Below are 12,962 nucleotides of genomic sequence, written 5' to 3'. Positions count from 1 at the left end.
ACTGATTTAATAATTCCCTTCTTCTGACTCCGGTGCGTCGAGTCCTTGCGCACCATGAAAATTCACTGCTCGGGCTGGCACAACAGTGGAAATTGCGTGCTTATACACCATCTGATTTACAGTGTTCTCTAACAAAATGACAAATTGGTCGAAAGACTGAATCTTGCCTTGCAGTTTTATGCCGTTGACTAAAAAAATTGAAACAGGAATACGCTCACGACGTAGCGCATTCAAAAATGGGTCTTGTAACGATTGGCCTTTTGCCATTGTTATTTTCCTTCGTTTTAGGTGTTATTATGTATCTAGTTCAGGACTGACTCTAAAGAAAAAAACGTCCCAATAATACTAGCTTAGCGAACTTACTATACGTTGCAAGTTTTCTTGGTCCCCGCTTTCAAGCCACGTTAGGTTCTGCCAACCTCGAAGCCAGGTTAACTGCCTTTTCGCCAACTGACGCGTAGCAGCTACTCCACGAAAAACCATTTCATCATAATCAATTTCACCCGCGATGTAATCCCACATTTGTCTATACCCTACGCAACGAATAGAAGGCAGATCCGGGTGCAAATCCTTCCTGTTATATAGGGACAAAACTTCGTTTTCAAACCCCTGCTCGAGCATTATTTGGAATCTTTTCTCTATACGCTGGTGCAAAACGCGACGATCGCTTGGCGCAATAGCAAATTGATGAACTGGAAACCCTAAGGATTGTGCCTTCGTTTGTTGCAGTTCAGTCATACTCTTACCGCTGATACGGTATACCTCTAAGGCGCGATTAATTCGCTGTGAATCATTGGCGTTAATTTTCGCAGCCGCCTGCGGGTCCACTTGTTGTAACTGCTGATGTAACGCCGGCCATCCATGCTCTTTTGCTTCGGCTTCGAGGGCAGCTCGAATGCCTGCATCAGCTTCAGGTAGTGGCGATAGCCCTTCGAGTAAGCCTTTGAAATACATCATAGTACCACCTACTAACAAGGGTACTTTGCCTTGATTATGTAGCTGTTCGATGTGCGCTAGAGCGTCGCGGCGAAAGTCAGCCATGGAGTAGCTCTGTGCCGGGTCAACAATGTCAATAAGTCGATGGGGTGCCAACGCACGTTCTTGCGCATCAGGTTTGGCGGTGCCGATGTCCATCCCTTTATACACCAAGGCGGAATCGACGCTGATCACTTCGGTATCGAAGTGTTGGCATAAATCAATGGCTAAGGCGGTTTTTCCTGAGGCGGTAGGCCCCATTAAACAGATAACGGGCAATGAACTCACAAGGCTTAAACACTTAATTGACTGACGTATTGAGATAGCTCTATTTTAACGGCTTTTTGCTGTAATTGCTGAACAATTTCTGGAGTATTCTGTAACTGTGTCTGCCAAGTTGCAAAGTCATTACCATTGAAATAATTGCTCGGCGTAGATGCCGCAAGCCACGTGAGAAAATCCTGCTGTGAACTCTCAGCCGTCAACTGCGCGCTGAGTATCTGCTCAATCACTCGCTTGGCATCGCTGGCATATAAGCTGCTGGGTAGACGCTTTACCATGGCAAATTGTTTTTCAAGCTGGATATCGAACCCTAACACCGAGAGCCAGGATTGCAGTCCTTGCAAACACGCCAACTCCTTATCTTGCAAGGCCACACGCACAGGTAACAACAATGCGCGACTACTTAGCTGCGCTTCAGCTTCGAGTTGCTGCTGCCAAGCCAGCGGTAACACCTGACGCCAGTGGCTAAGGTGTAACTGCCCTTGCACACTCACTGCACAGTGGCCATCCGTTAAGGGCAAGAGTGACACACTCTCAGCGGCTACATGCACCGCAGGGGCTGACTCAGCTACATGATTAAACTCATAAGCCTGTACTTCACTGATCCCTTGATAAAACTGATTCGCTTGAGCAATACGTTGGGCATCAACAGGGTGCGCTCGCGTGCTCGCTGGCGCTGAATCTCGATAGCTTGAACCAGGGCGACTGGCCGTTCCCATAAACTGCCCCGATTGCTGATTATCAGGACTAGGACGCAATTGCGATTTGGGGTAAGCAGGACTGTCACTGTGAGCAGCGGTTGCGGGTGGTATCGAGGGTTGCGGTATTAGTGTTTGCTCATTGGCCACCAGCTGTTGCACCGCCTGTAAAATAAAGTCATGGACTAATCGCGCCTGATGAAAACGCACCTCATGCTTGGCCGGATGCACGTTAACATCAACCTGGCGGGGGTCGACTTCTAGGTAAAGTACAAATGCCGGCACTTGCGCTTGTTGGGTATGTTCTTCAAAGGCTTGACGAATAGCGTGTAAAATCAATTTGTCGCGCATCATGCGGCCATTAACATAGGTATACTGCGGCTCTGTCTGCGTGTGCTGAGGCATAATCCAGCCATGCAAATACAGCCCTTGGTCACCACTTTGTAAATGCATTCCCTGGCTGGCAAAGCCTTTGCCCGCGACCTGAGCAATACGCTTTACTGCACCCACGTCGTCCGCCGACACTGGCCGATATTGGCGCACTACTTTAGCGTTGTGGGTTAAGGTAATGGCAATATCGAAGCGGCTTAAGGCAATGCGCTTTAGCAGCTCATCAATATGGTTGAACTCAGTTTTTTCGGTTCGTAAGAATTTGCGCCGTGCGGGGGTGTTGAAAAATAAGTCTTTAACTTCAATGGTGGTGCCATCAGGATGCGCTGTTGGCTGCACCTGCACGGCCATATCGCGTCCCTCAGCAAAGGCTTGCCAAGCTTCATTTTGCTGGGCAGGCTTGGACTTTAACGTTAGTCGCGATACCGAGCTTATGGAGGCGAGTGCCTCGCCACGAAAGCCTAAGGAGTTAATACATTCTAAATCATCCAGTGTTTTTAATTTACTGGTAGCATGGCGTGAAAGCGCGAGGGTGAGCTCATCTTTGACTATACCCGAACCATTGTCGGTAATGCGGATCAGTTTATGGCCGCCGCGTTCAATATCAACGCGAATACGTGTCGCTCCCGCATCTAAGCTGTTTTCAACCAACTCTTTCACGACAGAAGCGGGACGCTCAACTACTTCACCGGCAGCGATTTGGTTAGCTAATCGCGCCGGTAATATCGCTATACTCATATACGCTCGTTAGGTATTAGGAATGGTTAACACTTGGCCAATGTAGACTGTGTCTGTTTTTAGCTTATTGACGCGTTTAATAGCCCCGACAGAGACGCCATAACGACTCGCCACGACACTTAACGACTCACCGCGACGAATCTTATGTCGTGTTGGGTTTTGCGCCTTGATCGTTGCAAACAGCGAGTCATCAGGGGGGTTATTACGGTAATAACCACGAATTGATCTGAACACCGCCTTAGCTAGTTTTTCTTGGTGCGCCGCTGTTTTCAGCAACCGCTCTTCTTGAGGGTTGGATATAAACCCAGTTTCCACCAAGATAGAGGGAATATCTGGCGATTTCAGTACTGCTAAACTCGCCGCTTGCGGATAGCGTTTATGCATTTTCGCCACTTTTCGTAATTCTTTGATGGCCTCTTCAGCCACTTTAAAGCCGGTTTTCATAGAGTGATCCATGGACATGTCGAGTAGCGTCTGCGCTAAATACTTTTCGCTGGCCGTGTCGCGAATGGCATCCGCAGCACCCCCAAGTAATTCAGAGTGTTTTTCCCTATCCTCAATCCATTTACCTATTTCTGAATTAGCCCGGCGCAGAGACAACACCCACACCGACGCTCCTCGCGGCTGCGGGCTGGTAAAGGCATCAGCGTGGATTGACACTAAAAAGTCAGCTTTGCGTTTGCGCGCTTTGGTGCTGCGGTTATTGAGTTTGACGTAATAATCTCCGCTGCGCACCATGTAGGCTTGCATGCCCCGTTCGGCATTAATCAATCGCTCTAAGCGTTTAGCTACTTCCAAAGTGATGTCTTTCTCATAGGTGCCGCTTGGGCCAATAGAGCCGGGGTCTTCACCGCCGTGACCCGCATCGATCGCGATAACAATGTCACGATTGGTTTCTAATACTCTATTTTTTGGTATGTTTTGGGCTTGTTGACCGTCACTTTTATCGTAAAGGTCAATGACTAATCGGTCTTTATACGGCCCAGTAGGAGCCAAAGAAAAAATAACCGGCTTAGTGGCTTTGAGTAACTCAAACACCACTCGAGTAGAACCCGACTTTTTCGGCGTGCTAGGACGGATTTTATCAACAATTTGGTGCTTCTTTTCAATTGCTGGGTAGTCTTTACGGTGCGCAGTATTATTGATATCAACGACTAGGCGTAATGGATTCTTCAGCATGAAATAGCTGAAGTCTGGCTTTTCTTGCATATCAAACACCACCCGCGTGCTATCGGGTGATGGCCATACACGCACGTTTTCTATGGTGTTTTTAGCTGCCGCCACTGTTGCCCATACGAGCAACATGGCGCACAAGGTTGCCTTGCTTGCGGTTATGATTATTTTAAGCATTGCCTTTTAACTTTGTTACTACATCAGCGCCACGCTCAGATTTTGCGTCGATACTGATCTCACGCGCTTCCCCTGTATACTCTAGCGTGATTTCTAAATCAGCGCGAGGAATTACCCCCTCACCTTTACTAGGCCACTCCAAAATACACACCGCGCGGTTATCGAAATAATCCCGAATGCCCATGAATTCGAGCTCTTCTGGGTCAGCTAATCGATATAAATCAAAATGATATACTTTGACCTGCGCTAGCTCATAAGGTTCAACTAAGGTATAAGTTGGACTCTTAACCTTACCTTTATGACCCAGCCCTTGCACGATTCCACGAGTGAGCGTGGTTTTCCCCGCCCCTAAGTCACCGTACATATAGATCACCGCACCGTTTACGATAAGTGGAGCTAGTTGTGCTCCGAATGCGACGGTTGCTTGCTCATCCGCTAAATATTGGTCAAACCGCATGGTCATTATTGCTTACCCTATTAAAGCTCGTATTACTGGAAATAAATCACTGGCGAGCAACCCTTTGCTGCCCTCACTGCTTGCTTGCTGGGCCGCTAAGCCGTGTACATAAGCTCCCACACAGGCACTGTCATGTGGGCTAACGCCCTGCGCTAGCAACGCGCCAATTATACCAGATAATACATCACCCATGCCGCCACTCGCTAGTGCGTTACTGCCACTGCTGTTAATTGTTAATTTATCAGCGCTACAAATGAGTGTACCCGGACCTTTCAACAGCACTGTTGCTTGGAATGAACGCGCCAACTCCTGCACCTTGGCAAAGCGATTGGCTTCCACCTCAGTAACGGAGCTTTGCAATAATCGCGCAGCCTCTTTGGGGTGCGGCGTCAAAACACAATCAGTGAGTCGCTGTGGATGCTGTGCCAATAGGTTTAATGCATCCGCATCCAGCACTTTTAATCGTTTGTGTTCATAGCCAAGAACCGTGCTGAGCATCTGTTGCGCCCACTGACATTGCCCTAATCCAGGCCCAATAACGACGACGTTGGCTTTTTCCAATAATGCTGTGAGTTGCTGAACAGTTGTTACCCCGTGAACCATAAGCTCATAGCAACCTTGGCTTATGGTTTGCACATTATCTGGATGGGTAGCCACACTCACCAAACCGGCCCCTGTTCGTAGTGCCGCTTCACTGGCTAATCGCGCTGCACCCGCCATTCCTAGCCCCCCCGCGACAACTAAGACATGACCGGCATTATTCTTGTGACTGCCTTGGTCTCGAACTGGCCGCTTGCGCATCATTGATGCATGATCATTCAAGCAAGCCACTGCACTACATTGGCGGTAAAAAGCCTGCTCTATTGCCAATGGCGCAAACCATAAGTGACCACATTGAGTTTTAGCACGACCGCTCAATAGACCCTGCTTTAGGGCAATAAACGTCAGTGTATGGTGGGCATTAAAGGCATTATTATGTACCTGCGCACTGTGGGCATCGACCCCGCTGGGGACGTCAATGGCGATACGCATCACCTTAGCGGCATTTACTTTTGCCAATACATCAGCAATAGGTTCCGGCAAAGCACGATTAAGGCCAATGCCAAAGATAGCATCCACCACTATATGATAATGATGTAGACTTGCGTCTTGAACACACTCCCCACCGCTTTGTTTAAAGCGCTCATACATGGTTGCGGCATCTCCCTTAAGAGTATGCACAGCGACCAACGGCCATACCTTAACATCGTACCCTTGTTGGCGTAATTCAGTGGCGACCACAAAGCCATCACCGGCGTTGTTACCGCCTCCACTAAGCACAATAACGCGTTTTTTTTCGTCGTAGTGTTGTTGTATCCAATGAGCCACGGTGCTACCCGCTCGGTGCATTAGCTCCTGCATACTCACTCCGCTGTGCTTGGCAGCCGCAGCTTCATATTGCTGCAATTGTTGGGGAGTAAATACCAGCTGTGGTAAATTAGTACTGTAATGACTATCCATGGTTTTCACTTTTGCCGAATAACACCATTAATTATCCTGAACTAGCACAGCAAATTAAGCAATGGGCGAGCGAGCTTGGCTTTGCCGATGCGGCTATTTGTGACATAGATCTCAGTGCTCATGAAGCACAATTACAACGTTGGCTTGAGCTTGGCTATCATGGCGAAATGAACTTTATGGCCGAGCATGGCACCAAGCGCTCCCGGCCAGACGAACTGGTACCGGGTACCCAGCGTGTCATCGCGTTAAAGATGCACTATTTACCCCCAGACGCGGGCTTTGCCCGCACCCTGAAAAATCCTCAGTTGGCCTATATCAGCCGTTATGCTCTGGGCCGCGATTATCACAAGCTGATGCGTAACCGTATAAAAAAGCTCGGCCAGCGTATTGCACAAGTTGCTGAAGGTTTGGGGTTTCGTCCTTTTGTTGACTCCGCGCCGGTGCTTGAGCGCCAACTTGCGGCTAAGGCTGGCTTAGGCTTTACCGGAAAGCATAGCTTATTGATAGACAAACAAGCGGGGTCATGGTTTTTCCTCGGGGAGCTGTTTGTGGATATTCCACTGCCAGTTGATGACCCTGACATCCGACAAGCCTCCCAAGGAGAGTGCGGCAGTTGCGTAGCGTGCATGACCATGTGCCCCACAGGGGCTATCGTTGAGCCCTATGTGATTGATGCGCGAAAATGTATTTCCTATTTAACCATTGAGCTTAAAGGCGCTATTCCTGAGCAATACCGAACAGCGATGGGCAATCGTATTTATGGCTGTGACGACTGCCAGTTAATTTGCCCGTGGAACCGTTATGGAGAGATCACCGCAGAGTCAGACTTCCATGCCCGCGCCCAGCTTAAAGATCAGCCACTATTGACGCTATTTGGCTGGGATGAAGAGACGTTTTTAACTAATACCGAAGGCAGCCCCATCCGCCGTATTGGCCACCAACGCTGGCTTCGTAATATTGCCATTGCCTTGGGTAACGCGCCCTACGATAGCGCTATTGTAGAGGCGTTAATGGCTAGGTTAAACGGGGCTAGTGACTTGGTTGCAGAGCATATTTATTGGGCACTCGCGCAGCAACAACAAAAGCGTGAGGCACTGAGCATGACAGTCACGGCACATACAAAGAAAACTCAGCGATTGATCCGCGCCGTACAAAAAGGGCTTCCCAGAGACGCAGAGTAATCTCAGAGCGCTCTCTTTTTACCACGTTAGTTGAGCAATTTAGCGAGATCTTGCTCAATGCGAGAAAATGCTGCCTGCAAGTTCTCCACTGACTCCTCTCGGGCCACCGAGCGTTGGATGGTGTCGTCTACCTTTTGATAGATAAAGGCTTCTTGGTCATCGTCTAAGCCCATAGTGGGAATACGCTCCTCAAGCTCTTCTTGTAACGCGCGAAATACTTTCTCATTATCGCTGCGCGTTTGATTCACCGCACTGATGAGCTCACGGAATTGTGCTTCAATACGCGATACCGCCTCCCCCAACTGCGCTTGGCGCTTTTGCAGCGCTTGTTTGGTCATAATGGCGGTGAGTTGCTGCTCGGTCACGCTGACTAAAAAACACACATGATCGCGAATGCGACCATGCTTCTCGGGTTCTTTCTCTGGCATATTCAGGATCAGTAAGCTCACTTTCTCGTAGTTAACCAACAATCGCTGCGAGAACTCGTGTAAACGCCCCCGGGTTTTTAGCATATCGAAAAGCTCAACGACAATGGGGGAGCACCCTCCACTTAATGAAAAGTGCTGTACGCCGTCATCCAATCGCAACTCAGCATTACTTTGTAAGCCAAAACGGTTTAAACAGCTGAGAAGCTCTTTGCCTAACTCTTGGGGCTCCCAAATTTGCCCAATACGCTCAACAAAGTTGACGATTTCGCCCATTTCGCTGCTATTAGCCATAGCATTAAAAGCCGTTGATGTGGCATCGTCAACTTGCTTTTGTAAGTCTTCTTGCTCGTCAAGATACCCTTTGAGCTTCATCAACTTTGATTTGAGTTCATCGTGACTGAAAGGTTTAACAATGTAGTCTTCTGCGCCTACAGCGTAACCCTCCATGCGCTCTTCTACCGTGCCTCGCGCAGATACAAACATGACCACAATATCTTCGGTTTCTGGGTTCGCTTTAAGTTGGCGACAGACATCATAGCCGTTCATATCTGGCATGCTGACATCAAGCAAAATAATATCTGGCTTAAACTCCCCCACCACCGCAAGGCAGGCTGGCCCACTGTCGACCATTTTCAGCTCAAACCCCTGATCATCGAGAATTTCTTCAATGATTTCTAGATTATATTCTTCGTCATCTACTGCTAATACCCGTTGCACTGTCATCGTATTGACCTTCCCTTATTCAAGCTTGTTATTCTACCGGCTTATGCGGCGGCGCCTGAGTTTCTTGTGCTTGCTGAACTTTTGGCAAGCTTATTTCTATAATAGTGCCTCCTTTAGGATTTTGCTTAGCATGAATGCGGCCATGATGCAGCGCCACAAACTCTCGGCATATCGCCAATCCTAAACCTGTTCCCCCGGCCCCTCGATTGGTTTGGCTACTTTGGGAGAATTTATCAAAGACATGTTCTAGCTCGTTTTCTGGGATACCTACTCCATGATCAACCACTTGAACTCCCAAGTTGTCACCATCCTCATGTAAGTAAATGTCTATTTCACTTCCTTCGGTGCTAAATTTAAGCGCATTTCCCAATAGATTAGTTATTACTTGAGTTATTTGCGCACCATCGCAGTCAATGTGACTATTCACACCGTTATCATGGAGTTTTATGTTGATGTGCTTTTCCATCGCCGTGCCAGACACATCGGTAATGCTCGATTCAATCAACTTACAAACGTCAGCTCGGCTCGGGCAAAAAGGAAATTTGCCAACGTCTAATTTCGACAAATCAAGTAAGTTATTAAGTAATGACAACAAGCGCTCGCCGCTGGTATGAATACGGTTGAGATACTTGCTTAACTTATCAATGGGCGTTTCACCATTGCTCAACTTGTCGAGCCCAAACCGCGAAAAGCTGAGTATGGAGTGCATCGGGGTGCGCAGTTCGTGAGACATATTGGCCAGGAACTCTGATTTACTGCGGTTTGCGGCTTCCGCCTGGTCCTTAGCTAACTCCAGCTCCCGAGTGCGCTCCTTGACGCGGATTTCGAGCTCATCTCGCGCCTCTTCAAGTAATACTTGGCGCTCTTTTAGGTTAGTTACATTTTTAAAGATTACGGCGTAGGCAATCGCACCGTGATAATCAATTTCACTGAAGGAACCGACCATAGGGATCAGCCCGCGCTTCGAGGTTTGCACTTCAAGCTCACAGCTATGCTGGTTTAGGCTTGATGTCGAACGCATAGTTTGCAGTAAAGTTTGCTCTGAGCTTGGGCTCAAAAATTGAAACAGGGTATGCTTTGCGAGCTCGGTTTGATTTAGGTTAAGTAACTTCGCCGCTGCATCATTGGCGTCAATCAGGCTGCCATTACGGGCAAACAAAATGACTGCATCAGGGGTGTTTTTGAATACTACGCGTAACAAACTGTCTTTTTCAATGAGCGCGTCGACGGTGTCTTGTAACCGCTCAAGTAGCTGCGCGTTGTTACGTTTGAGGAGCTCCGTCTGCCATGCTTTATGCACCGATTTAAGGACAATACTTTGATCCGCTGGCAGCTCAATGACATCATCCACACCGCTGCGGATCACCTCCAGTAAATTTGCTTTATCTCCTTGGTTAATAAGCAAGATACAACGGCAATGTGATTGTATCCTTTTAACCTGTAAATACACATCACTGCCGCTATCCCCTTGCACTTGGTAATGACAGAGCAAAATATCGATATGTGTTCCGTTGACAATTTCCAACGCCTGAGTAAGAGAGTGAGCACCGAGTACGCTAATGTGCGCGCCTGTCAGCCACTGCTGGATATGTGCTTGGCTATCTTGTGGACTAACATGAAGCACTTGCGGCAAGGCTATCGACTGCGGTCCGTCAATCTCTAAAATGCTTTCTAATAGCGCACTGATTTCTTTGTTTTCATAGAAAGGATAAATAACTTGAGCTTGTATAAACAGCTTATTGAGCTCGGCGAAGCTTGCAAATACTTCACCTTGTTCAGCCTTAGGCGCCAATAACGCGACATTACAGCCGCTGAGGGTTTGTTTGAGCTCACAAGCAAGCGCCATAGGAATGCCATGGGCAAGGATATACATATCATAGTCATTGGGCTCAATGACTTCTAAATTAGCAAAGTGCAGCAGCTCGACCTCACAATCGAGCAGCTCTAGCAGTACTTTAATGCGCATAGCAAGCACTGTTGTTGCATCTATGATCAGTATCCGTCGCTTCACCATGCTTTCACCAAGCCCTCTACTCTAGTTTAAACGTAGACGTACTTTTGCCTAGTTGGCAACTTTATATTCAACTTAAGCCATTGAACCTAAAGAGGAAACGCTTAAGTTTTCAAACGACTCAGTTGCGAATCTTGCTCTTCAACCAAGGCAATGAGCTCTTTCGACCCAGACCCTGTTTGCTGGGCCAAGTCGGCCAAGTGCGAGGCAGCATCGGAAATGAGCGTTAAATTACGATTGATTTCTTCAGTGACCGAGCTTTGCTCCTCAGCAGCTGTGGCTATGTGAGTCACTTGATTGGTAATTTCATTCACTTTTTCTACTACTTCATGAAGCGCATCAAACGCAGATGACGTTTGCGATACAGCGGTATCGGCGCGTGACACACCCTGCTCTATAATGGTTGATGCACTGCCCACTTCTTGCTGCAAGCGGGTAATAAGCTCACTGATGTCGTCTGTGGAAGCACGTGTTTTCGACGCCAGTGCACGAACTTCGTCAGCCACCACAGCAAAGCCTCGTCCTTGTTCACCTGCTCGAGCCGCTTCGATAGCAGCATTCAGTGCAAGCAGATTCGTTTGCTCGGCAATGGTGCGGATCACATCGAGTATCTGGTTAATGTCATTACTGCGTGAAGCGACCTTACCCACCGCCACATTGGCATCATTGATCTCCGTAGACATGGTTTGTACTTGGTCAACAGCTTGCGACAAACTGTGCTCACTGGCTTGCACTAATTTATTAATTTCTTCCGTTTGCTGTGCTGATTGCTCTGAGGCGCGGGCCACTTCCAACGCCGTGGAGCTCATTTCGTTCATTGCCGTCACTACACTCTCAATTTCAGCAAACTGTTTCTCTACATTTTCTTGGGTTTGTGTGGCCACTTGCGAGGCACTGTCGGCCTGCTCCATGGTTTGTGATGAGAGTTGCTTAAGCTGAGATATAAGAGTACGTAATTTGTCGATAAAGGCATTAAAACCGCTCCCCAAAGCGATAAGTTCGGCGTGCGTATCAACATTCAGCGACTGTGTTAAATCTCCCTCGGCGCTGGCCAAGTTTTCCATACGCATACGAATGGCATCAATAGGGCCTACAATGGTTCGGGTAAGCCAGTACATCATGGTCGCAGCGCCTGCAAGTACCACAATGGCAACGATAATAAGTACTGACTTCAGCGCATCAGCATTATCTTCCAAGTTTTGCTGTAACTCTTGAGCGCCCGCCATGGCCAGTGACTCAGGTACTTCAACAACCAAACGCCAAGTAGAGTCGGCTAGTTTTACATCCAGTGGGTAATTAACAACGAATGCGTCATCCACCAGCTCAACGCTTGCTGTACTGCTCTTTATTGCCGCCATAAGTGGTTTATCCACCACCTCAGCAAATGGTTTTCCTAACTGCTCGGTGTAATGGCTACTGCCCACCACCAAGCCCATTGAGCTGATGAGCGACACCTTGCTTTGGCCTTGATAGAGGTTCGCCGAGAGCTGCTCAGTGATTTTCTGAAAAATAGGTAGGTTTAAATCAACCCCGGCCACGCCTAAAAAACGCCCTTGGTGAACGATGGGAGCGGTCAGCGAGGTCATCATCTCGGAATATCCTGGCGAAATCTCATAAAGATAGGGCTCCATTAAACAAGGTTTGAGTGTATCTTTCGCACACAGATACCATTCGGCCTCGCGCAGTCCCATATCATTGATGGTATCGACGTGCTTTTCGCTCGCATCTTCCACCACTTGTTGTTCAATAGAGCCGTCTTCATTACGGATCATGTAAATCTCTAAGGAGCCATGTCCGGGTACGGAGTGCTGGTGGCCGCTGGTAAATTGATTGTCTAGACCATCATAAGCGTTGTCTTCAAACTGCGTGTAAATGGACGATACCAGTTCATTTTGAGCCAATACCGCCCGGTCTATTTGCTCTACCGCACTTCGATCCAAAGGCTGATTTTTGGTGCGTCCAAGGATCCCAGCTAGGGTATAAGGAATTCGATAGGCTTCATTGATAAAACCGAGGATTTTCTCACCATCTAAGCCGGCCTTAGCCAACAGTTTATCCTCAACCTCTTGGCGCACAAGCACCCTGGATTCACTGGAAACGGCGCTATTACTTTGCTCCAATTGCCACCATAAAATACCAATAAGCAGCAACACAGTGACCAATAAGGCACCACAACTAGCAAGTAAGAGTTTTTTAGCAAGGGACTGATTTCGCATTACTTCTTTACCT

General features: G+C 48.1%; 10 protein-coding genes. 1 reads left to right on the top strand and 9 read right to left on the bottom strand.

Annotated elements, in window-relative coordinates:
* Window positions 1-6 precede the first annotated feature (6 nt).
* From hfq to MHM89_RS11100, 6 genes are all read right to left on the bottom strand, one after another.
* On the bottom strand, window positions 7-267 hold the full coding sequence (hfq, locus tag MHM89_RS11125) for an RNA chaperone Hfq (protein ID WP_022945614.1): 261 nt from the start codon (window positions 265-267) through the stop codon (window positions 7-9).
* Between the two features lie 78 nt (window positions 268-345).
* Window positions 346-1,263 carry a tRNA (adenosine(37)-N6)-dimethylallyltransferase MiaA gene (gene miaA, locus MHM89_RS11120; RefSeq protein WP_026111202.1) on the bottom strand — a complete coding sequence of 306 codons (918 nt, stop codon included), beginning with the start codon at window positions 1,261-1,263 and terminating at the stop codon, window positions 346-348.
* A 5-nt stretch (window positions 1,264-1,268) separates the two neighbouring features.
* Entirely contained in the window at window positions 1,269-3,083 is a 1,815-nt protein-coding gene (gene mutL / locus MHM89_RS11115; RefSeq protein ID WP_239408795.1) for a DNA mismatch repair endonuclease MutL, read from the bottom strand.
* Between the two features lie 9 nt (window positions 3,084-3,092).
* Entirely contained in the window at window positions 3,093-4,433 is a 1,341-nt protein-coding gene (locus MHM89_RS11110; protein ID WP_239408794.1) for an N-acetylmuramoyl-L-alanine amidase, read from the bottom strand.
* Entirely contained in the window at window positions 4,426-4,896 is a 471-nt protein-coding gene (tsaE, locus tag MHM89_RS11105; RefSeq protein WP_239408793.1) for a tRNA (adenosine(37)-N6)-threonylcarbamoyltransferase complex ATPase subunit type 1 TsaE, read from the bottom strand. The genes MHM89_RS11110 and tsaE overlap by 8 nt, the downstream gene beginning before the upstream one ends.
* A 6-nt stretch (window positions 4,897-4,902) precedes the next feature.
* Window positions 4,903-6,390 (bottom strand): NAD(P)H-hydrate dehydratase, encoded by a 1,488-nt coding sequence (locus MHM89_RS11100; protein ID WP_239408792.1) that lies wholly within the window; start codon window positions 6,388-6,390, stop codon window positions 4,903-4,905.
* 11 nt (window positions 6,391-6,401) lie between these two features.
* Between MHM89_RS11100 and queG the strand changes: the two genes are divergently transcribed.
* Window positions 6,402-7,571 (top strand): tRNA epoxyqueuosine(34) reductase QueG, encoded by a 1,170-nt coding sequence (queG, locus tag MHM89_RS11095; RefSeq protein ID WP_239408791.1) that lies wholly within the window; start codon window positions 6,402-6,404, stop codon window positions 7,569-7,571.
* A 26-nt stretch (window positions 7,572-7,597) separates the two neighbouring features.
* Here the strand turns inward: queG and MHM89_RS11090 are convergent, their stop codons facing one another.
* From MHM89_RS11090 to MHM89_RS11080, 3 genes are all read right to left on the bottom strand, one after another.
* Complete coding sequence (locus MHM89_RS11090) at window positions 7,598-8,722, bottom strand: response regulator (protein WP_022945607.1); 1,125 nt, start codon at window positions 8,720-8,722, stop codon at window positions 7,598-7,600.
* 28 nt (window positions 8,723-8,750) lie between these two features.
* Window positions 8,751-10,736 carry an ATP-binding protein gene (locus MHM89_RS11085; protein WP_239408790.1) on the bottom strand — a complete coding sequence of 662 codons (1,986 nt, stop codon included), beginning with the start codon at window positions 10,734-10,736 and terminating at the stop codon, window positions 8,751-8,753.
* A gap of 101 nt (window positions 10,737-10,837) precedes the next feature.
* Window positions 10,838-12,949, bottom strand: coding sequence for a methyl-accepting chemotaxis protein (locus MHM89_RS11080; protein WP_022945605.1), 2,112 nt, complete (start codon window positions 12,947-12,949; stop codon window positions 10,838-10,840).
* Window positions 12,950-12,962: the final 13 nt, after the last annotated feature.

It is taken from the genome of Pseudoalteromonas sp. CNC9-20, from assembly GCF_022347875.1.
GTDB classification, from domain to species: domain Bacteria; phylum Pseudomonadota; class Gammaproteobacteria; order Enterobacterales; family Alteromonadaceae; genus Pseudoalteromonas; species Pseudoalteromonas ruthenica.
The sequence above is the reverse complement of the archived record's forward strand: the minus strand, read 5'-3'. Positions and strand labels throughout refer to the sequence as shown.

Bases quoted from the DNA above. Each gene is read 5' to 3' on its own strand.
- hfq (WP_022945614.1), bottom strand. From the start codon at position 267: ATGGCAAAAGGCCAATCGTTACAAGACCCATTTTTGAATGCGCTACGT.
- mutL (WP_239408795.1), bottom strand. From the start codon at position 3,083: ATGAGTATAGCGATATTACCGGCGCGATTAGCTAACCAAATCGCTGCC.
- MHM89_RS11110 (WP_239408794.1), bottom strand. From the start codon at position 4,433: ATGCTTAAAATAATCATAACCGCAAGCAAGGCAACCTTGTGCGCCATG.
- tsaE (WP_239408793.1), bottom strand. From the start codon at position 4,896: ATGACCATGCGGTTTGACCAATATTTAGCGGATGAGCAAGCAACCGTC.
- MHM89_RS11100 (WP_239408792.1), bottom strand. From the start codon at position 6,390: ATGGATAGTCATTACAGTACTAATTTACCACAGCTGGTATTTACTCCC.
- MHM89_RS11090 (WP_022945607.1), bottom strand. From the start codon at position 8,722: ATGACAGTGCAACGGGTATTAGCAGTAGATGACGAAGAATATAATCTA.
- MHM89_RS11085 (WP_239408790.1), bottom strand. From the start codon at position 10,736: ATGGTGAAGCGACGGATACTGATCATAGATGCAACAACAGTGCTTGCT.
- MHM89_RS11080 (WP_022945605.1), bottom strand. From the start codon at position 12,949: ATGCGAAATCAGTCCCTTGCTAAAAAACTCTTACTTGCTAGTTGTGGT.